The 20,612-nt window shown below is 64.3% G+C and carries 15 protein-coding genes; all 15 read left to right on the top strand.

Going from position 1 to position 20,612, the window contains the following annotated elements:
* The first annotated feature begins 262 nt into the window (after positions 1-262).
* The 15 genes from AC04SF_RS00310 to AC04SF_RS00240 all read left to right on the top strand — a co-directional run bounded on the left by AC04SF_RS00310 (position 263) and on the right by AC04SF_RS00240 (position 20,612).
* Positions 263-2,368, top strand: a complete 2,106-nt coding sequence (locus AC04SF_RS00310; RefSeq protein WP_488476015.1) for a multicopper oxidase family protein — start codon at positions 263-265, stop codon at positions 2,366-2,368.
* Positions 2,355-4,355, top strand: coding sequence for a tyrosinase family protein (locus AC04SF_RS00305; protein WP_488476014.1), 2,001 nt, complete (start codon positions 2,355-2,357; stop codon positions 4,353-4,355). The genes AC04SF_RS00310 and AC04SF_RS00305 overlap by 14 nt, the downstream gene beginning before the upstream one ends.
* 42 nt (positions 4,356-4,397) lie before the next feature.
* Entirely contained in the window at positions 4,398-7,043 is a 2,646-nt protein-coding gene (locus AC04SF_RS00300; RefSeq protein ID WP_488476013.1) for a LodA/GoxA family CTQ-dependent oxidase, read from the top strand.
* 2 nt (positions 7,044-7,045) lie between these two features.
* Entirely contained in the window at positions 7,046-7,462 is a 417-nt protein-coding gene (locus tag AC04SF_RS00295) for a hypothetical protein (protein ID WP_488476012.1), read from the top strand.
* Positions 7,443-8,606 (top strand): NAD(P)/FAD-dependent oxidoreductase, encoded by a 1,164-nt coding sequence (locus tag AC04SF_RS00290; protein WP_488476011.1) that lies wholly within the window; start codon positions 7,443-7,445, stop codon positions 8,604-8,606. The genes AC04SF_RS00295 and AC04SF_RS00290 overlap by 20 nt, the downstream gene beginning before the upstream one ends.
* Positions 8,581-9,213: a DJ-1/PfpI family protein gene (locus tag AC04SF_RS00285; protein WP_488476010.1), complete on the top strand. Its 633-nt coding sequence runs from the start codon at positions 8,581-8,583 to the stop codon at positions 9,211-9,213. Before AC04SF_RS00290 ends, AC04SF_RS00285 begins: the two co-directional genes overlap by 26 nt.
* 381 nt (positions 9,214-9,594) lie before the next feature.
* Positions 9,595-10,005: a hypothetical protein gene (locus AC04SF_RS00280; protein ID WP_488476009.1), complete on the top strand. Its 411-nt coding sequence runs from the start codon at positions 9,595-9,597 to the stop codon at positions 10,003-10,005.
* A gap of 319 nt (positions 10,006-10,324) precedes the next feature.
* Positions 10,325-11,347 (top strand): substrate-binding domain-containing protein, encoded by a 1,023-nt coding sequence (locus AC04SF_RS00275; protein WP_488476008.1) that lies wholly within the window; start codon positions 10,325-10,327, stop codon positions 11,345-11,347.
* 68 nt (positions 11,348-11,415) lie between these two features.
* Positions 11,416-13,899, top strand: a complete 2,484-nt coding sequence (locus tag AC04SF_RS00270) for an ATP-binding cassette domain-containing protein (RefSeq protein WP_488476007.1) — start codon at positions 11,416-11,418, stop codon at positions 13,897-13,899.
* On the top strand, positions 13,896-14,927 hold the full coding sequence (locus AC04SF_RS00265) for an ABC transporter permease (RefSeq protein ID WP_096455033.1): 1,032 nt from the start codon (positions 13,896-13,898) through the stop codon (positions 14,925-14,927). Before AC04SF_RS00270 ends, AC04SF_RS00265 begins: the two co-directional genes overlap by 4 nt.
* A 107-nt stretch (positions 14,928-15,034) precedes the next feature.
* Positions 15,035-15,862, top strand: a complete 828-nt coding sequence (locus tag AC04SF_RS00260; RefSeq protein ID WP_096455031.1) for a phosphogluconate dehydrogenase C-terminal domain-containing protein — start codon at positions 15,035-15,037, stop codon at positions 15,860-15,862.
* Positions 15,863-16,282: 420 nt separating this feature from the next.
* Positions 16,283-17,224 carry a D-ribose ABC transporter substrate-binding protein gene (locus AC04SF_RS00255; protein WP_096455029.1) on the top strand — a complete coding sequence of 314 codons (942 nt, stop codon included), beginning with the start codon at positions 16,283-16,285 and terminating at the stop codon, positions 17,222-17,224.
* Between the two features lie 79 nt (positions 17,225-17,303).
* Positions 17,304-17,987 carry a DUF2291 family protein gene (locus tag AC04SF_RS00250; RefSeq protein ID WP_488476006.1) on the top strand — a complete coding sequence of 228 codons (684 nt, stop codon included), beginning with the start codon at positions 17,304-17,306 and terminating at the stop codon, positions 17,985-17,987.
* Entirely contained in the window at positions 17,984-19,555 is a 1,572-nt protein-coding gene (locus AC04SF_RS00245; RefSeq protein ID WP_488476005.1) for a sugar ABC transporter ATP-binding protein, read from the top strand. Before AC04SF_RS00250 ends, AC04SF_RS00245 begins: the two co-directional genes overlap by 4 nt.
* Positions 19,548-20,612 (top strand): ABC transporter permease, encoded by a 1,065-nt coding sequence (locus AC04SF_RS00240; protein ID WP_488476004.1) that lies wholly within the window; start codon positions 19,548-19,550, stop codon positions 20,610-20,612. The genes AC04SF_RS00245 and AC04SF_RS00240 overlap by 8 nt, the downstream gene beginning before the upstream one ends.

Here is a 20,612-nt window from a genome sequence, read left to right as displayed (position 1 = left end):
AGGCGGCAACCAGCGATCGTGCCAGCTTGGCGTGACAGGCAACCGCCATCTCTCAACTTGTTACAAATAGAACGAAATTCGAAACGAAATGATCATGAGCCGTATAAGCGAGTTGGCGGAATCCGTTCATAAGATTTCGCTCAAGTAAAATTTTGCGATCTACAGCAACAGAAGCTGGACATACCTCAGCATCGAGCGCAATATGCTTGGAGAGGATAATCAATAGCCAGAGTGAGGGAGCCCCATGTTGCGTGGAGGATCGATGACGCGTGCGCGGTTTTTCGCCGGTGTTTTCGGCAGCGGCCTGGGGTTGATCGCGGCGCTGCCCGCGGCGGCCGAGATCCTCAATCCGCCGGTGCTGCAGGACGAGCGCGCACCGATTGCCAAGCCCATCCTGACTGAAGTGGCGCCTGCCGCGCCGCTGCCGGGCAATACGGCGCCGGTGCGCGGCGACAGACTGCTCGATCTCAAGATCCAGTATATCGACAACCAGATCTACAATCCGTCGACCGGCGGATACGACAAGGTGCATTTGCGCGGCTATAGCGGCAAGGGCGTCGATCCGAAGGCGCCTTATGTCTCGCCGACGATCGAGGCAATTCCGGGCGACACGGTGCGCATCAGGCTCGACAACCAGTTGCCGGCGGGGCCGCAGCCCGGCGATCCGGGCTGCATGCCCGGCGGGCAGATGCCCGACATCCCGCACTGTTTCAACGGCACCAATCTGCACACCCACGGGCTGTGGGTCAGCCCGACCGGCAACAGCGACAACGTGCTGTTGTCGATCAACCCGCAGACGAAGTTCACCTACGAGTACAACATCCCGTCGGATCATCCCTCGGGCACGTTCTGGTACCACACGCACCGCCACGGCTCGACGGCGCTACAGGTGTCGAGCGGCATGGCTGGCGCGCTGATCATTCGCGGCAACCGTCCGCCGACGCCGACAGCGCATGGCGACATCGACACGCTGATCCCGACCTCGGCGGTGCCCGAGCGCGTGCTGGTGATGCAGCAGATCCAGTATGCCTGCCGCGGGCCGGCGGCCAGGCCCGGCGACCTCGGCCCGATCAAGCAGAACATCAAGGGCCGCTATTTCTGCGACCCCGGCGATGTCGGCGGCATCGAGGGCTACGACCAGTTCGGGCCTGGCACATGGCCGGCATCCGGGCGTTACACCTCGCTCAACGGCGAGGTGTTCAACCCCGACAAACCGTTGACGGCGAAACAGGGCCAGATCGAGCGCTGGCGCATGATCCACGCCGGCGTGCGCGATACGATCAGCCTGCAATTCTTCAAGGTGCTTGACGGCAAGCTCAAGCCTGGCGTCAAGACGCTGCTCTCGGCTGACGCCACGGCTTCCTTCATCAAGGACACCTGCGATACCAAGCCGGTGCCCTATGCGCTGGTCGCCGCCGATGGCCTGACGATGGCGGCGGCGCAAATGACCAAGCTGGCGACGTTCCAACCCGGCTACCGCTTCGACGCGCTGGTGGTCTTTCCGGAGGCCGGGCGCTACTGCGTGATCGATTCCTCAGCCCCGAAATCGGGCGTGGTCAACGGCCTTGATGTCGGGCCGCAGCTGCTCGGCCTGGTCGATGTCGCGCCGGGCAAGCCGGTCGACAATGTCGAGACCTACATCAACGGCAAGCTGGTTGCACTTGCCGAGGCCAACATGCCCGCCGACGTCAAGGCGACGGTGGTGGCCAATCTCAAGGCCGGCATGAAATTGACCAGCTTCACGCCGCACCCCGACATCACGGACGCGGAGGTCAAGGGCAACGGCACGCAGGAACTGACCTTCTTCATCGACACGACGGGGCCTGACGTGAAGTTCGAGGTCGGCAACAGCCTCAACACCGCCGACGTCAAACCCTATGACCCAACCCGCATCGACCGCCAGTTGCCGCTCGGCAAGGCGCAGGTCTGGACGCTGCAATCGCATTTCGTCAGCCATCCGTTCCACATCCACGTCAATCCGTTCCAGATCGTCTCGATCACCGATCCCCTCGGCAAGGACGTCAGCGCTCCTGGAGCGGTAGACGACATCGCCGGCGCGCCCGATCCGCAATATCCCGGGCTCAAGGGCGTGTGGAAAGACACGTTGTGGATCAAGAGCCTGATACCGCAAACCCTGCCCACGGGCTTTTCAGGCATCTACACGATCACGCTGCGCACCCGCTACGAACGCTATATCGGCGAGTACGTGCTCCACTGCCACATCCTCGACCATGAGGACCAGGGCATGATGCAAAACGTTGCCGTGGTGCTGCCCGACCAGGTGGTCGGTCCCACGCAGGGCGACGCCATGCTGATGCAGGGGATGGATGGGCAAATGCAGATGGGTGGCCACGATGCCCACAAGTAAGGCGCAGGCGCCGAATCCCGGCGCGCCGTTCACCTGGAGTGACGTCGAGGCGATCCTCACCGCAGCCGGCGGCAACGAGGGGCCAGGCAGCCTGACGGGGCTGACGCTGCCGGATTTCCTCGGGCTGCAATTGCACGGCATGCCGCTGATTGCGCCGCTTTCGAACACCTGCTGCGGCACCAGCGACGCCAAGGGTCGCGGTGCACGCTCGGCGCTGGTTCGCGGTCTGCGCGGCTTGCCGCCCTTCGACGGCAAGCAGTTCCCTCGCCTGCCCTGGGGCGGCAAGCCGGTCGCCGACGACGACATAGACCGCATCGAGACCTGGATCGAAGAAGGCTGCCCCGGAGAGCTGATCGAGACGGTCGCGCTCGCCGGCGAAGTCAGCGTGGCGACCGAGGCCCGCGTCGAGGTGAAAGGTCTCCCCGGTCCCATCTTTGGCCCTGCATCCGATCCGGCGGCGTGGCGCTATGCCAAGGGCGAGTTGCGCCAGCGCATGGATGTCGACGTGCTTGATGGCCCGCAGAAGGAGCGCCTGCGTCACGCCTTTCGCGAGCTCTACAAGCTCAACAAATGGGTCGGCGACAAACGCAGCTACAACAATCTGGCGCTGATCCACCAGAACCACTGCCAGCATGGCTGGGAGCGCTTCCTGCCCTGGCATCGCGTGTATCTCTATGAATTCGAGCAGGCGCTGCAGGATTTCTGCCCTGATGTGACCATGCCGTGGTGGGATTTCCCGGCCGAGCGCTACAAGCCGCAAGATCCGGGCAAGGGCGCAATCCTCCCCGATGCTTTCAAAGGCTTTCTGACGGAAGACTCGGCACGCTTCCTGCGCGATCACGGTTTCCCGGCAAAGATCGACACGCTCGTCGGCCAGCTCTGGGCCAACCCGACCGAGATCTATGACGCGGTCAGTGACGCCTGCGGCAAGGACTATGTGACGGGCGAGAACCGCAAGCGGCTGATCGATGCGCTGCTCGACGCCAATTCTCTTTGGTATCCGCTGCGCTATTCCGGCCAGTTCGGCAAAGGCACGATCAACACCGTCATCCACTATCATTACCCGGCGCAGGAGGACATTGACGAGATCCTGTCGCTGCGCACCTTCCGCGATTTCGGTGGCGGCAGCCTTTATGTCGACAGTTTCGGCTTCCTCGACCAGAACCCGCACAACACCATGCATATCTGGACCGGCGGCATGAACCCGGCCTTCAAGACCGACGCGCCCGCCGACCGCAACAGCGCGGTGCGCGTTGCCGGCCGAAAATTCCACCAGCGCGACGACCTCTATTCCGAGCCGCAGTTCGGCGACATGTTCTCGAACCTGACCGCGTCCTACGATCCGATCTTCTGGCCGGTGCACGCCAACATCGACCGGCTATGGTGGCGCTGGCAGCAGGAGCATCCCGACGGGCTGCCTGCCGATCTCGATTCGGCGCTGACGCCGTGGAGCTACGCGGTGCGCGACACGCTCGATATGAACCGCTTCGGCTATGAATATGTGCGTGGCGGATGCCTGATGCCGGTTGGGCTGACCAATCCGGTCGGACGCTTCGTGTCGGCGCCGATCGCGGTGCCCGATGCGACGAAAAGCTTCCGTTCGGCCGAGGTGCGGCTGCACCGTGTGCCGCAACTGCCGCGCTCCTGCTTCATCCGCGTGTTCCTCAACACGCCGGACGCCGATGCAAGCACGCCGCTCAACGTGCCTGGCTATGCCGGCTATGCCGCGGTGTTCGGCCATGGCGAATGCTATGGCGGGCCAGGCCATTGTGAAATTCCGCCAGCGGAGAGCCGCAAGTTCGACTTGCGCGAGCGCTCGATGAACACGCCGCGCAACCATCGCATCGACGTGACGCGCGCCGCGCGGCGGCTGATCGCCGTCGGCGCCACCAGCATCACGGTAAGCCTGATGGTCATCGGCGCGACTTACGAGGAAGACCGCGAGCTGCTGTGGCTCGACGGCGTCTCGCTCAACTTTCTCGACTAATCAAGAAGACACGGCCGGCACTGGCACCCGAGGGAAAATCAAATGGCCGACCCAATGACCTATCGCATCCACCCCGCCGTCGGCATCGCCCGGCTCGGCGACAGCCCGGAAGCCTTCTGCATCTCGCCGGAAAAGCCGGCGCAGCTGCCGATCGAATGCGACGCCAACGGCAATGCCGCCAAGGGCGATGCGCCGATCAAGCACTTCAAGGACAATAAGGGCCGCATCAAGCGCCAGGCCGCGCGGTTCCAGATCTTCGCCTATGACGAGGCACACCCTGAAGGCGTGCCGCTGAAGATCGACGACCATGTCGAGGGCGGCGGTAACAGCGGCAAGCTGGTCGATATCCAGTGGCGTGTCCAGCTCGCCAACAAGAAGGCGGCATGGTTCACCTTCGACGGCTTGCGCGGCGAAGCGGGCTATCCCGCCGGCACGCCGCAACGCAACCCCGATATCACTGATCCGATCGAACGGCAGAGGCTGATCATCGACGCCGGGCCGCAGGCCGTCGACTGTAAGACGCGGCGCAAGGCAAGCTTCGGGCGTGACACCAATCCGGCCTATGCCGTCACCTTCCCCCCGACCGGGATGGTGCCCAACGACATCGACACGCTGGGCGATATGATGACCGACGATGACGGGCGGCTGCTGGTGCTGGGCGGGCATGGCAACAGCGGCTCGTTCCTCTCAGGCTTCGGCCATCCGCGCATCGAGACCTACGCCAACAGCGACGGCTGGTTCGACGACATCTCGGACGGGCCGGTGATGGCGCGGCTGGTGATGATGGAGGAGCGCGTCCAGAAGCTGCGCTATATCGATGTCGAATATCCGGCCTGGGTGCTGGTCGGCTATCCCCGCTATGCGCCTGAAGTGCTCGACATGATCACGCTAGAAGACGTGGTCGAGGACATGTCGATCCGCGAATTCGCCTATCGCACGGACATGTACGGCACGGCTGGGGCTTTCGACGCGCCGCAGAAGATCGATCCCACCGATACGGCGGCCCTGCTGCACTGGAAAGCGGGACCGGTGGAGTGGAATCCAGCCTACCGGCCCTGGTTCTGGCGCGACATCTGGCCGATCATTTTCCGCGCCGACGAATTTTCCTATTTCGCCAACATCCTGCAACAGTCGAATTTTCCGCACAATCAATCGAGCCGGGGGACGTTCGACCCCTATCGCCTGTGCATCCCGCCACGCGTCGCGCCGCGCGCGCTGGCGCAAAAGGAAGGCCGGGCGAAAGACGATCATGTCGCCGGACGATTGCTCGAGGCGGCGGTCGAGCCGAGCCTGATGCTGCTCGACGCGACGCAAGCACCGGGCGCGGCGAAAGACGATTTGGTCGGCGATGCCGGCGCCATGCTCAAGGCGGCTGCCACTGCCTTCACCACCGCAGTCTGCCCGCCTGAGGATGGCGAGGCGCCGCGTGCTTATGCGATGCGCTGGCGGCAGGTGTTTAGCGAGAACGACGCCGCGGCGGACAGCACGTATGAAGGAGCGCGCAACGCATTCGATGCGGCCGTCGCCGACGTCATCGGGCGCATCGCCGCAGCCGCTGCGCCACCCAAGAAGCGGTTGCTGACGCTTGCCCGCTCGTCCTCGCGCCAGGAGCCGGCGGAGCCCGACCGCACGAGCGACCCGGACGAGCCGATCGAAGCGGCGCTGCGCCGGCTGGCATTCGAGTACCGTTCCGGCCAGTTGCTGGACCGTGCGCTCGCCGCGGCGACCAAGGACGCGACGACCGATCCGGGCCGCTCCGCGCGGCAATATCTGTTCGACCTGTTGCGCAAGCCTGGCGAGGAGAACCTGTTCCGGCTCGAAGCCAACCCGGCGACGCGCACCTATCACCTGCCGTTGATGCCAATGCTGGCCGGCGACAACCCGATCACCAACAAGACGGTCAGCAAGTTCCTGCGGCTGACCGACACGCAGCTCTTTTTGCTCCGGCAATGGGCGGCCGGCATCTTCATCGACGAGGTGGATGCTGGCTTCGCGCCGCCCATCGATCCATGGCAGCCCTACAAGGACTGGAACGTGCCGGGCGGTCGCGGCCTCGACCAGGGCGTGCTGTCCAACGGGCTCGGCGGCGCCTTCTGCCCCGGCGGCGAGGTGACGTGGATCATCCGCAACCCGGCGATCTGGCGCGAGCCCTATCGCATCAAAGCCGACCCCGAATGGTATAGCTTCGCGCTGACCGCGGCGCAGGAGAACGCCAACCGCTGGGGCGCCGGTGTCAGCGAGGAAGGCTATATCGCCTATGCCTCGGACCCGCTGTCGCAAGGCAGCGATTTCGATACAGGTCTGCAGCCGGGCGACCTGACCAAGCTCAGCGGCCTGCCCTGGCAGGCCGACTTCAACGAATGTTCCACCCAGACGATCGACGTCACTTACGAGGAATGGAACGTGCTTTATCCCGACAGCGTCGGCGACACGCTGATGGAGCGCGAGCGGCGTGTGTGGGAGACGCTGTGGTGGCCGGCGCACCGGCCGATGCAGGTCTACTACCCCGCCGAGCCCGATCCCCAGTTCCGCAACTGGGCGCGCGGCATTCCGCAGACTTTGGCCGGCGACCTCAAAATGGTGACCGAGTGGTCGAAGCTCGGCTTCATGATCCGCAATCCCGGCGGCGGGCTCGATCAGCCCTCGCCCAGCGTCAAATACATCTGCGTCGAAGATTCGGGAGAATGACGATGACCAATCCTTTTGTCGGCAATTGGACCTATCGCAGCTTCCTCAACGACCCCGATATCAGCAAGGCGGCCAACGACCTGCTCTTCGGCGAAGGCACCTTGGCCATCGCGGAGAAATCGGACACGGAACTCGCAGGAACGATCGGCGGTCCGGGATGGTCGCTCGATCTGCGCGGCGGCTTTGGCTACGGCTCGCCGATGCAGGTCCGTTTCCAGGGCAAGGGCGTAGTCGGCGGCGAGGAGTGGATCTACGACTATATTGGCTGGCTCGTCCCCGTCTGGCCGAACAGCACCGACCGGCTGGAGGTGCCGGCGATCGTCGGCTCGGTGGTGCGCACCATCCCGCATTCGGGCGATGGCGGCAGCACCAACCCGGCAGGGGTGGTGGCGTCCTTCTATGCCGTCCGGGCAAGTTGACTTCGCCGTCATCGGCGGCGGGCCGGCGGGCGCTGCCGCGGCGCTGATGCTGCGCCGTCATGCGCCTGGGCGGAGTGTGATCCTGCTGGAGGCTGGACGGCACGACCGGCCAAAGCCGGGAGAAGTGCTGCCCGCGGTGGCGCAAGGATTGCTGCGTCAGCTCGGCATGTGGACGACGTTTGCCGAGGCCGGCTTCGTTGAAAATCGCGCGCTTGTTTCAGTGTGGGCCGATGAAGCTCCCTCCGAGCGGCACAGCATGTTTTCCGCTCAAGGACCCGGCTGGCAACTCGACCGGGCGCGATTCGACCGGCTGATGCTACAGGGAGCCAAAGCGGCGGGCGTGGAGACGCGGCTTGGCTCAACCGTGCATGCGGCAGTGCGCGACGATCGAGGCTGGCGGCTCAAGCTGGCCGAAGCAGATATTGCCGCACGCGGGGTGATCTGGGCGACCGGCCGCGGTTGGAGGCTGGCGCGGTGCTTCGGCGCGACGCTCCGGATGCATGGACACCTTGCAGCCTACACACGCTTCTTCGACTGCGCGCCGGGCGATTGCCGGATGGTCGTCGAGGCCCGCCCCGAAGGCTGGTGGTACAGCGCCGACCTGCCGGACGAGCGTCGCGTGGTGGCATGCCTCACCGATCCCGATCTGGGGAGCGAGTTGCGCGATGCAAACCACTGGTATCGCGCCTTGGCCGAAACACGTTCCATCGCGCCGCTCGTGCCGCCCGACGCTGTCGAAACCGCAAGCATGGTCAAGTCGGCGGGAACCGCAACGATCGATCCGGCCGCCGGCGAAGGCTGGGTCGCGGCGGGCGACAGTCTGTTCTGCGCCGACCCGCTGTCGTCACGCGGGATCGTGCACGCGTTGCGCTCGGGCATCCTGGCAGCCTACGCGGCATCCGACATGCTGGAAGGGCGCGGCGATTTCGCTCGCGCCCGCTACGCGGCAATCGCCGCGCAAGGTTTTGCCGACTACGTCCCGGCGCTTGCCGCGCATTATGCAGCCGCCGCACGATGGGACACGCCGTTTTGGCAACGGCGGCGTCGCAGCCATGGCGAGGATCGGGAGGCGGGTCAGGAACACGCCATGGGCATTTCGAGCAGGGAGAAGCGATCCAATGAAACTCGGCATCCCGGTCTATGAAGGCGTCAACCTGCTCGATGTGGCCGGTCCACTTGAGATGTTCTCCTGGGTCGACAAGAAGAAGGGGCTGGCGACGGTTCTCCTGTCGATCGATGGCGCGCCCGTCACCAGCTTGAATGGGGTGCGCTTTGAGGCGCAAGCCAGCTTCGAGGCGACGCCCAAACTGGACATACTGTGGGTGCCCGGCGGTGATCCCGATGCGCTCGCAAGGATCATGAGCGACCCGGCATCGCCATATCTTGCCTACCTGCGCCAGGTCGCAAAACATGCGAAATGGGTCTGTTCGGTTTGCGAGGGTGCGCTGTTGCTGGCCCGGGCCGGACTGCTCGACGGCCACAGGGCGACGACGCATTGGGCATTCGTCGATTGCCTGCGCCGCTTCCCGGCAATCAAGGTGGCGAGGGGCCACCCGCGTTTTGTCGAGTCAGGCAACCGACTGACCGGCGGCGGCATATCGTCGGGTCTCGACGAAGCGCTGCACCTCATCGCCCGGATTTTCGACGACGAGACTGCTATCGATGTCCAGACAACGACCCAGTATTTTCCTGTGCCGCCGGTTGCCGGGAAAATTCCGTCCAGGACACCGGCATGCATGGTCCAATGGTGACCAGCCATTCGCCGTGAAAATATTTTCAGCGTCGCGTCGCCCCTTCGCCAGCCGATCCGCATTGAGGGCTTTGTCGCAAATGGCTTGGCCATGGCGTATTTCATCAGTGTGAGGCACGCAGCTTCACTTCGTTAAAGCTGATAGCCCCCGCCAGATCTTCCACCGTCCTAAAGTAATGCTGGCTCAGCAGCACCGAGGCCCTCTCGGCGTCCCTGTCAAGCGCAGCCTGCGCAAGCGCGCTGTGCTCGGCCTGGACATCACGACCCACCGGCAATGCCGATGCGAGCAGAACCTTTAGCGCTCGGTCGCCGCGTAGAGCCGTTCGAAGAATTCCAGCGTCCAGGGCGAATTGCAGGCGGCCAGCAAGGCGCGATGGAATGCATGATGCCGCCTTTCGAGCGTCCGCTGACCGCACTCGCCATCTTCGCCGGCCTCCATCTGGATCCCGTGCTCAACATGTTTACCTGGATCAGCCAGATCGGCACGCTCGGCGTGCTGGGCATGATGACCGTCACCTCACTCTCGGTGATCGTCTTCTTCCGCAGGAGGCAGAGAGAGGCCTCGGCGCTGTCGACCTTGATCCTGCCTGCCTTGTCCGGCCTGATCATGGCAGCCCTGTTCGTCTACATCTTCGTGCATTTCGGCGATCTTACCGTTACCACCGGCGGTGCACTCGGGATCATTTTGCCGGCACTGATCCCGGCTGCCGCCGTGGTGGGATACCTCCTGGCGTTGCGGTTGGAGAAGGCCGACCCGGCCCGCTTCACCCGCATGGGAGAAAACCTCGGTTGAACCGATAGGCCCTTGGCGAACCGCTGTGATCGTCTGGGGCCTTCCTCGACAGGCCACTTCCGCGATTTCATTCGGACGATGGCAGGCTGAAGACCATCCCGGAATCGCATTTGCCTGATCTGGTTCGGCTTGATGCCGCCCCCAAAAGCATGGCCGAGCGTACCGCCGAAACCATCACTCGACGCCTGGGACAGGCTTACGCCTCGCGGGGGAAAGCAAACGCCCTTGCCTATTTGGTATGCTGGTATAATATGTACCTGACATAGCGTGATCCTCAGCAGATGCGCTGCGTCCTATGGTTTTTCTGGGAGGAGATACAATGAAACGTTCAATCGTGGCGGGGGTGGCCAGCGCCGCGCTGATCAGTGTAGTGGCGCTGCCCGCAATGGCGTCGTCGGACAAGCCGGTCATCGCGCTGACCAATGCCTATTACGGCAACACCTGGCGCCACCAGATGGTGGAAGCGTTCGAGGCTTCGGCCAAGGAAGCCAAGGCCGCCGGACAGATCGCCGACTACATCGTCATGAACGGCGACGGCTCGGTGGCGCAGCAGAACAGCCAGATCGCCGAACTGATCCTGAAGAAGGTCGACGTGTTGGCGGTCGACGCCGCCTCGGAAACCGCGGTCAACGGCATCATCGAAAAAGCCTGCAAGGCCGGCATCATCGTCGTCTCCTTCGATTCGGTCGCGTCGGCGCCTTGCAACTACCAGCTCAATTTCGACTTCAAGGGCTACAAGGCGACCCAGGCAGAGGCCGTGTTCAAGATGCTCGACGGCAAGGGCAACGTCATCCAGGTGCGCGGCGTCAAGGGCTCGGCCCCGGACAATGATATGTTCAATGCGCAGCAGTCGGTGCTGGCGAAATATCCCGACATCAAGGTGGTGGCCACCGTCTATGGCCAGGCGACCGCTTCTGTGGCGCAGGCCGCGATCGCCAATGTGCTGCCCTCGTTGCCACATGTCGACGCCGTGCTCGGCCAGGGCGGCAGCGACGACGTCGGCATCGCACAGGCCTTCGTCCAGTATGGCGGCGACTATGCCGGCAAGATGCCAATCATCGAAGGTGGCGGCGGCACCGACTTCGTCAAATGGTGGGCCGACGAGAACGCCAAGAACGGTTACCAGACGGTCTCGATGAACACGACGCCAGGCATTGGCGGCGCTGCCTTCTGGCTCGGCCTGTCCCTGCTCAAAGGCGCCAAGGCGCCCAAGATGATGATCATGCCTGTCGCAACCGTCGATGCCAGCAACCTCAAGGACTACGCCAAGCTGCCGGGCGGCCAGATCATCAGCCCCAGCTATTCGCTCGACTGGGTCAAGCAGAACCTGCTGAGCAAGTAACGCGACCAGCACAATGGATCGGACGCCGGATGGCGCCCGATCCTTGGCCGTGAAGAAACGGAGGACGAATGTCCCATCTCGCCGTTGCCGATCAAAGGCGTGCAGCCGCCATGGCGCCCGCCGCTTCGATCCGGCAGGAAATCGTCTCGCTTTCACAGATCACCAAGAGTTTCGGGCCGACGCTGGCGAATGCCGAGATCGATCTTGCCGTTTCGGCCGGCGAGATCATCGGCCTCGTCGGCGGCAACGGCGCCGGCAAGTCGACGCTGATGCGCATTCTCTGCGGCACGATGTGGCCGACCCTGGGCTCGATCGCTTTCGCCGGCCAGGCGCTTGACTTCGTCGACTACAACACGGCGGAAGCGCAACGGCGCGGCATCCGCATGGTGCATCAGGAACTGTCGCTGTGCGCCAACCTGTCCGTGGCCGAGAACTTCTTTCTGGAGACGCCGCAGGACGCGGCAAGCCGCCCGGGCTGGCGGAGGCTTTACAGAGGCCGCGCGCGCTCGGCGCTCGATGCCGTCTTCCCCGGCAACACAATCGATGTGAACGCGGACGTCGGCCAGCTGTCGATCGCCGAACGGCAGATGGTCGAGATCGCGCGCGCCGCCGCGACGCCCGGCGTCAGGCTCATCGTTCTCGATGAGCCGACCTCCTCGCTCGATCTCGATCGCTCCAAGCAGTTGCGGGCCTTCATCCGCGAGCGGGCCAAGGCTGGCCTCGCCTTCATCTTCATCAGCCACAAGCTGCAGGAAATCATCGACATCGCCGCGCAAATTGTCGTGCTGCGCAACGGACGCACCGCCTGGCGCGGGGACGTGGCCGATACGTCGATCAGCAGACTGGTGCAGCTCATGGGCGGCGACGCCAATTCGGTCCACCAGCATGGCGCCACCGCCGCCAGCGCCGGAGGTGCATTGGTGCGGCTGTCCGGTGCGCTGACATCCGGACTCGGCCGCGACATCGAGATCGCGCGCGGCGAGATCGTCGGGCTGGCGGGGCTCGAGGGCAGCGGCCAAAAGGATTTGCTGCATGCCATCTTCAAGCCCAATCCGGCAAAGGATGCCGCCGTCACCCGCACCGCCGAAGCCGGCTTCATCGCCGGCGACCGCCAGAAGGAAGGCGTGTTCCCGCTGTGGAGCGTGCTCGGCAACATCTCCATCGGCAGCCTCGCGCGCCGCCCGTCGCTGGGCCTGGTCTCGGACCGGGTCAACCGTGAGGCCGCGGCCGACGCCGCCGGCCGGCTGCGGCTCGACGAAAACCGCTTCGGCTCCAACATTCTGGAGCTGAGCGGCGGCAACCAGCAAAAGGCGCTGGTTGCCCGCGCGCTTGTCGCCGATACGCCGATCATCCTGCTCGACGATCCGACGCGCGGCGTCGACATCGCCACCAAGCAGGATTTCTACCGGCTGTGCAACGACATCGCACGCAGCGGACGGACGCTTGTCTGGCACACCACCGAGGATGCAGAATTGCTGGCCTGTGACCGCGTGCTGGTCTTTGCCGGCGGCCGTATCGTCAAGGAGCTGATCGGCGAGGCGATCACCGAATCCGCGATCGTCGGGGCATCCTTCGTCCAGCAGGCGGACAAGCGCACGGATGCCGCGCAAGGCAAGGCCGGTGCGGCCGGGCTGGTCCGCAGGCTGGTGAACGCAGCCCCCTTCATCGGCCTCGCCGCCGTTCTGGCGGTGATGATCTCGGCCAATCCGGCGGTCGCCTCGATCTTCGGCCTCGACCTGCTCTTGATGCCGGCACTGTCGCTGGTGCTGGTGACGGCGGCGCAGATGTTCATCGTCGGCGGCAGCGAAATCGATCTCGGCGTCGGCGCCTTCGCCGGCTTGGTCAGCGTGCTCAGCGCTACGCTGCTCTACGACCAGCCATGGCTCGGTGCGCTGGCGCTTCTGGCGGCGGTCGCCGCCTACGCCGGTCTCGGCGGGCTGATCCAGGCGCGCAAGATCCCGGCCATCGTCGTCACGCTCGGCGCTTCGTTTATCTGGGTCGGGCTGGGTTATGCGCTGCAGCCGACGCCGGGCGGCGCCAGCCCCGACTGGCTGACGGCGCTGTTCGGCTGGTCGGTCGGCTTCCTGCCGACATCCGTCATCTTCATCGCCGCGGTCGCCCTGGTGGTCTTGGCGATCGACCGGCTGCCGCTCGGCGTGGTGCTGCGCGGCTTCGGCAACAATCCCACCGCGATGATCCGCTCGGGCTGGTCGCCGACACGCTACGCGCTGGTGCGCTATCTCATCGCCGGGCTGTTCGCGGCGGCCGCGGGCCTGTCGCTGACGGCAATCAACACGGCAAGCGACATCAACTCCGGCAATTCGTTCACACTGCTCAGCGTCGCCGCCGTGGTGATGGGCGGCTGTTCACTGCTCGGCGGCATCGTCTCGCCGGTCGGCGCCATCGCCGGCGCGGTGACGCTGTCGCTGATCGGCGCGCTACTCGGCACGCTCAATGTCAGCAGCGACTTCAACGCCGCGACGCAAGGGCTGATCCTGATCGCGCTCTTGACGTTGCGCGGCCTGACCGCGGACCGCCGGAGCGAACAATGAACGCGCTGTCCACCTTCACCCTTTGGGCCCAGAAAAACCGCTGGATCTGGGCGGCGATCGGCGTGCTCCTGCTCTGGCTCGTGCTCTCCGTCGTCACCAACCGGTTCAGCCTGTCCAGCCTGTCGGGCATCGTGCTGTCGGCCTCGTTCCTGACCGTCGTCGGCATCGGCCAGATGTTCGTCGTCACCACCGGGCGCGGCAATATCGACCTTTCCGTCGCCTCGGTGATCACGCTCAGCGCCTTCGTCGCGCTGCTCACCATCAAAGGCCAGGATGCCAACCTGGCCATTGGCGTCGCCGCTACCGTCCTGCTCGGCCTCGCGGTCGGGCTGCTCAATTCGCTGCTCGTCGTCGGCCTCGGCATTCCGGCGATCATCGCGACCCTTGCCACCGGCTATGTGCTGGCGACCGCGACGCTGCTGTCGAACAAGGCGATCCCCGGCTTTGCCGTCAGCCCGGCGCTCAAGGATCTGGCGACGGGCCGCATCTCCGGTGTTCCGATCATGGCCATCATCGCCATCCTCGGCGTGGCGGCGGCTTCCTTCGTTCTTCGCTACACCGTGTTCGGCCAGCTGCTGTCGGCGGTCGGCCAGAACCGCACGGCCGCCCGCCTCGCCGCCATCAACAACGGCCGGGTGATCGCGGCGGCCTTCATCATCTCGTCGGTGCTGGCCTCGCTCGACGGCCTGTTGCTCGGCGCCTATATTGGCGGCGCCTTCCTCGAAATGGGCCAGCCCTACCTCTTGCAGTCGATCGCCGCCGTGGTGCTCGGCGGCACGCTGATCTTCGGCGGCTCGGCGACGGCGCTCGGCACGCTGTTCGCCAGCATCCTGCTCATCCTGATCGTGACGACCATGCAGATTATCGGGCTGCCGCCCGGCGCCCAGGACATCGTCCAGGGCATTGTCGTCATCTTCGTCCTGGCGCTGGCCGGCCGACAGGCCTTGGCGCGGCGCGCGACGACCGAACCTGCCGACGGCGCGACGCCGAGGCCGCCGGCAGATGCGGCCGCGTCTGTGCCGGAGTGACGGGCCAGGCCGACAATTCCACTTGCCAAATTATGGTAGAGTGATCATACCAGTATATAAGTTGACGATCGCGCGACGATCGCCCAAGGTTCAAGGAGCAAAGCCAGATGACAACGATTGCGCTGTTCGGTGCGGGCGGGAAAATGGGCTACCGCCTGTCGACCAATTTTCGCGGATCGGACTACACGATCCGCCACGTCGAGATCAGCGAGGCGGGCAAGGAGCGGCTGAAAACCGGTCTGGGCTTCGATGCGGTCGGCGTCGACGAGGCGCTCGAAGGTGCCGAGGTCGTGATCCTGGCCGTGCCGGACACGCATATCGGCAAGGTCGCCGCCAGCATCGAAAGCAAGCTTGCCTCAGGCACGATGGTGATCGTGCTCGACGCGGCGGCACCCTTCGCCGGCCATCTGCCCGATCGTCCCGACCTCACCTATTTCGTGACCCATCCCTGCCATCCGCCGATCTTCAATGACGAGACCGACATGGCCGCCAAGAAGGATTTTTTTGGCGGCGTGAAGGCCAGGCAGCATTTCGTCAGCGCCCTGATGCAAGGGCCGGAGGAAGACTACGCCAAGGGCGAGAAGATCGCCCAGATCATCTGGGCGCCGGTGATGCGCTCGCACCGCGTCACGGTCGAACATATGGCGCTGCTGGAGCCTGGCCTTTCGGAGACGGTGTGCGCCTCGCTGCTCGTCGTCATGAAGGAAGCCCTCGACGAGGTCGTGGCGCGCGGCGTCGACCGGCAGGCCGCGCTCGATTTCCTGCTCGGCCACATGAATGTGCTCGGCGCCGTCATCTTCGGCGAGACCAAGGGCGTGTTCTCCGATGCCTGCAACAAGGCCATCGAATTCGGCAAACCGGTGCTGATGCGCGACGACTGGAAGCGCGTCTTCGAACCAGAAGAAATCGCCGCCAGCATTCAACGGATTACATGAGAGGGCGGGCTCGGTTCTCCCTTCCCCCTGGGAGAAGATGGATCGGCGCGCAGCGCCGAGACGGTTGAGGGGTGTTCCAGCGGAGTGAGACGTCGGCGTTCCCTGGAGCACCCCTCATCCGACCTCGCTTCGCGAGGCCACCTTCTCCCACAAGGGGAGAAGGGAAAAAGCATCAACCACTCAGATACAGATTATCTGAAATAGTGGTTGACTCATTATACCAGTTGGCTAAGCTGTTCGGGAACTCGGATCCATCAGGTCTGCTGGGAAACCTGGACGAGTGGAGGACGGCTGGGGAGCGACGATCCGTTCAGGATAAGCCGGCACGCGGCTTTTGAATCCGGCGCGATCCGCAGCCTGACCAATTCAATGCATCAGCCTTGCGCGATCAAGGCACGAGCTTTTCAACGGGAGGACTTCATGAAACTCACTCGCAGAATGACGCTTGCGGCTTTCGCCAGCGTACTGGCACTCGGCACGGCGGCGCCGGCCTTCGCGGCCGACCTGATCGCCATCATCACCCCCTCGCACGACAATCCGTTCTTCAAGGCGGAGGCTGTCGGCGCCGAGGCAAAGGCCAAGGAACTCGGCTATGAGGCGCTGGTGCTGGTGCATGACGACGACGCCAACAAGCAGTCCGAACTAATCGACACCGCGATCGGCCGTGGCGCCAAGGCAATCATCCTCGACAATGCCGGCGCCGACGCCACCGTCGCGGCGGTGCAGAAGGCCAAGGATGCCGGCATCCCTTCCTTCCTGATCGACCGCGAGATCAACGCCACCGGCGTCGCCGTGGCGCAGATCGTCTCCAACAACTATCAGGGTGCCCAGCTCGGCGCGCAGGAGTTCGTCAAGCTGATGGGCGAGAAGGGTAACTTCGTCGAACTGGTCGGCAAGGAATCCGACACCAATGCCGGTATCCGCTCCAAGGGCTATCACGACGTCATCAATGACTATCCGGACCTGAAGATGGTGGCGCAGCAATCGGCCAACTGGAGCCAGACCGAGGCTTACTCCAAGATGGAATCGATCCTGCAGGCCAATCCCGACATCAAGGGCGTGATCTCCGGCAACGACACGATGGCGATGGGTGCCTATGCGGCGCTCGCCGCGGCGAATCGCAAGGATGTCATCGTCGTCGGCTTCGACGGCTCCAACGATGTGCGCGACTCCATCACATCAGGCGGCATCAAGGCGACGGTGCTGCAGCCGGCCTACGCCCAGGCACAGATGGCAGTCGAGCAGGCCAACGACTTCATCAAGAACAAGAAGTCGCCTGAGAAGGAAAAGCAGCTGATGGATTGCGTGCTCGTCAATGGCGACAATGCAGCCAAGCTGGAAACCTTCGCGCTGAAGAACTGAACCGGCGCAACGCAAACAGCGAGGGACGAACCCAGGGTTCGTCCCTCGCCTCCTTTTTCACCGGGATGCTTTGACCTTCATGCTGAACAACCCGACCTGGCGGATTAGGGGGACTTGGCCGATCAAAGCGATTGGGCCGATCCTTGCGCTGGCCGCCGGCCTCGGCCTCGGCGCCTGCAAGATCCTGCCGACGCCATCGGCCCAAGGTGGCGCAGGCAACGCGTCCGGCTTCAACCCGGACAAGATGGTCGAGGATATCTGGGCCTCGAAAGTCATCCCCTATCTGCAGCAGAAGGCCGGGCCGTTTGCCGAGGTCCATGCGCTGGCGAAGACCGACCAGGCAGCGGCCGGCGCCAAATACGGCAACCCCAAGAAGCAGGCGAATTCGCCGTGGACTTTCGCGGTCCGCGTCGAAGGCAAGATCATCGCCGCAAACACACAGTCGCGCGCGGGCACCATCGATATCGACGTCGACGGCGACGGCAAGGCGGATGCGCGCGTCCAGATCGGGCCGGCGGTGCGCGGAACCGCACTTCGAGACAGCCTCGACTTCGTCCAGTTCAACGACTTTACCAACCAGATCGACTTCGCCCAGTTCGGCAAAGCCTTCAATGCCTATGCCGACAAGACCGTGCTGTCCAAGCTGCCGCGCGAAGCGCTGGAGGGCCGCACAGCCAAGGTGCTCGGCGCCTACACGATCGAAGGCGGCCAGGACCTGCCATTGGTGACCCCGGCGGAGGCCGAGATCGGGCCGAAGCCATGACCACGGCGCCCAGTCACGAAATCATCCTGAAGCTGGAAGACGTCTCGAAAGTCTATGCCGGCACCGTCGCGGTCAAGCAGGCCAATTTCGCGGTGCGCAAGGGCGCGGTCAATGTGCTCGTCGGCGAGAACGGCGCCGGCAAATCGACGCTGATGAAGATCATCGCCGGCGTCGAGCAGCCGACGGCCGGGCGCATCCTGCTCGACGGCAAAGAGGTCTCCTTCTCCTCCTCCGGTGACGCGGTGAACCGCGGCATCGGCATGGTGTTCCAGGAACTGAACCTGTTCGGCAACATGACGGTTGCTGAGAATATTTTTGCCACGCGCGAGATCACCAATCGGTTTCGCAAGATCGACCGTAAGGCGCAGGAACGGCGGGCCGGCGAATTCCTCGATCGGCTCGAAGCCGGCATCCGGCCGGACATGTTGGTCGAGGATCTGCGCATCGGCCAGCAGCAGCTGGTCGAGATCGCCAAGGCCGTCTCGCTCGACGCGCGCATCCTGATCATGGACGAGCCGACCTCGGCGCTGAGTGCGGCGGAAGTCGAGATCCTGTTCAAGGTGATCGCCGACCTCAAGGCGCGCGGCGTGGGGATCGTCTACATCTCGCACCGGCTGGAGGAGCTGATCCGCATCGGCGACTACATCACCGTGCTGCGCGACGGCCGCATCACCGGCCAGGAGGAAGTGAGACAAGTCGACACGCAGTGGATCGTGCGGCAGATGATCGGCTCGGACGCCAAGGATTTTGCCAAGGCCGACGGCCATGTTCCCGGTGAGGAGGTCTTCCGTGCAGAGGACATCTGCCTGCCGCGCGTCACCGGCGGACTGGCGGTCGACCACGTCTCGCTGTCGCTGCGCGCCGGCGAGATTTTGGGCATCTACGGCCTGATGGGTGCCGGGCGCAGCGAACTGTTCGACTGCATCATGGGCCGCCACAGCCATGCCAGCGGCAAGATCTTCATCGACGGAAAACAGGTCAGGGAACGCGACACGACGCGACGGATCCGGCGTGGCCTGGCGCTGATCCCGGAAGACCGCCAACGCGAGGGCCTGGTGTCGATCCTCTCGGTCGCCAGCAATCTGACGCTGGCCAGCCTGTCGCGTTTCGTCAGCCTGTTCCATATCCGTGGCGGTGCCGAGCGGCAGGCTGTCACGCAGATGGTGCGGGAGCTGGCGATCAAGGTCGCCGATCCGGCGCAGGAAGTCTCGTCGCTGTCCGGCGGCAACCAGCAAAAGGTGGTGATCGGCAAGGCGCTGCTCACCGGACCAAAAGTGCTTCTGATGGACGAGCCGAGCCGCGGCATCGATGTCGGCGCCAAGGCCGATGTCTTCCGCACCATGCGCAAGCTGTCGCGCGATGGGCTGGGCATCCTCTTCGCAACCTCCGACCTCGACGAGGTGATGGCGCTGTCCGACCGCATTGCGGTGATGAGCAATGGCAGGCTGACCGGCATGTTCGACCGCGCCGAGGCGAGCGAGGCCGCGATCGTCGCCGCATCGGCGCTCGGCCATGGACCCGCCCCGCACATCTTGCCCCAGAATTTGGAGAGCAACGCTGATGACTGATATTCCCGCCAGGGCGGCTCCCGCATCGGCCTCCAGCGGCTCGGCGCTGCTGACGCTGATGAAGCTCAGGACCTTCATCGCGCTGATTGCCGTGCTGGTGTTCTTCTCCATCGCCGCGCCGAACTTCCTGTCGGCCGCCAACCTCATCCTGATGGCCAAGCATGTGGCGCTCAACGCCTTCCTCGCCATGGGCATGACCTTCGTCATCATCACCGGTGGCATCGACCTTTCGGTCGGCTCGATCGTCGGCCTGTGCGGCATGGTGGCCGGCTATCTCGTGCTCAACGGCATCGACCTGCAAATCGGCTACACTATCTATTTCAACGTGGTCGAGATTGCATTGATCACGCTGGTGGTCGGCATAGCGATCGGCGCCGTCAACGGATTGCTGATCACCAGGCTCAACGTGGCGCCCTTCATCGCGACGCTCGGCGTACTCTATGTGGCGCGCGGCCTGGCGCTGCTGTCGTCCGACGGCCGCACCTTCCCCAACCTCGTCGGCAAGCCGGAACTCGGCACCACCGGTTTCGGCTTCCTCGGCGCCGGCAGGCTTGTCGGCCTGCCGGTATCGATCTGGATCCTGATCGTGGTGGCGCTGGGGGCTGCCTATCTCGCCCGGTACACGCCGCTTGGCCGCCACATCTTCGCCGTCGGCGGCAATGAGCGCGCGGCACGCATTTCAGGCGTGCGCGTCAACATGGTCAAGATGTTCGTCTACATGTTCTCCGGCTTCTGTGCGGCGATCGTCGGGCTGATCATCTCATCGGAGCTGATGGCCTCGCATCCGGCGACGGGCGAAAGCTTCGAATTGAATGCCATCGCCGCGGCGGTGCTTGGCGGCACCTCGATGTCGGGCGGGCGAGGCACGATCGGCGGCACCATTGTCGGCGCCTTCGTCATCGGCATCCTGTCGGACGGGTTGGTGATGATGGGCGTAAGCTCGTTCTGGCAGATGGTCATCAAGGGGCTCGTCATCATCGTCGCCGTCGTCGTCGACCAGGCGCAGCGCCGGCTTCAGCAGCGCGTCACCCTGATGCAGATGGCAAAGGCGGGTTGA

The sequence above is a fragment of the Mesorhizobium sp. CNPSo 4671 genome (genome assembly GCF_057784245.1).
Note: the sequence above shows the minus strand (reverse complement) of the source record. Positions and strands in the feature narration are given on the sequence as shown.

Excerpts from the sequence above, each read along its gene's own strand:
- AC04SF_RS00310 (WP_488476015.1), top strand. The coding sequence starts at position 263 with ATGACGCGTGCGCGGTTTTTCGCCGGTGTTTTCGGCAGCGGCCTGGGG.
- AC04SF_RS00305 (WP_488476014.1), top strand. The coding sequence starts at position 2,355 with ATGCCCACAAGTAAGGCGCAGGCGCCGAATCCCGGCGCGCCGTTCACC.
- AC04SF_RS00300 (WP_488476013.1), top strand. The coding sequence starts at position 4,398 with ATGGCCGACCCAATGACCTATCGCATCCACCCCGCCGTCGGCATCGCC.
- AC04SF_RS00295 (WP_488476012.1), top strand. The coding sequence starts at position 7,046 with ATGACCAATCCTTTTGTCGGCAATTGGACCTATCGCAGCTTCCTCAAC.
- AC04SF_RS00290 (WP_488476011.1), top strand. The coding sequence starts at position 7,443 with ATGCCGTCCGGGCAAGTTGACTTCGCCGTCATCGGCGGCGGGCCGGCG.
- AC04SF_RS00285 (WP_488476010.1), top strand. The coding sequence starts at position 8,581 with ATGAAACTCGGCATCCCGGTCTATGAAGGCGTCAACCTGCTCGATGTG.
- AC04SF_RS00280 (WP_488476009.1), top strand. The coding sequence starts at position 9,595 with ATGATGCCGCCTTTCGAGCGTCCGCTGACCGCACTCGCCATCTTCGCC.
- AC04SF_RS00275 (WP_488476008.1), top strand. The coding sequence starts at position 10,325 with ATGAAACGTTCAATCGTGGCGGGGGTGGCCAGCGCCGCGCTGATCAGT.
- AC04SF_RS00270 (WP_488476007.1), top strand. The coding sequence starts at position 11,416 with ATGTCCCATCTCGCCGTTGCCGATCAAAGGCGTGCAGCCGCCATGGCG.
- AC04SF_RS00265 (WP_096455033.1), top strand. The coding sequence starts at position 13,896 with ATGAACGCGCTGTCCACCTTCACCCTTTGGGCCCAGAAAAACCGCTGG.
- AC04SF_RS00260 (WP_096455031.1), top strand. The coding sequence starts at position 15,035 with ATGACAACGATTGCGCTGTTCGGTGCGGGCGGGAAAATGGGCTACCGC.
- AC04SF_RS00255 (WP_096455029.1), top strand. The coding sequence starts at position 16,283 with ATGAAACTCACTCGCAGAATGACGCTTGCGGCTTTCGCCAGCGTACTG.
- AC04SF_RS00250 (WP_488476006.1), top strand. The coding sequence starts at position 17,304 with ATGCTGAACAACCCGACCTGGCGGATTAGGGGGACTTGGCCGATCAAA.
- AC04SF_RS00245 (WP_488476005.1), top strand. The coding sequence starts at position 17,984 with ATGACCACGGCGCCCAGTCACGAAATCATCCTGAAGCTGGAAGACGTC.
- AC04SF_RS00240 (WP_488476004.1), top strand. The coding sequence starts at position 19,548 with ATGACTGATATTCCCGCCAGGGCGGCTCCCGCATCGGCCTCCAGCGGC.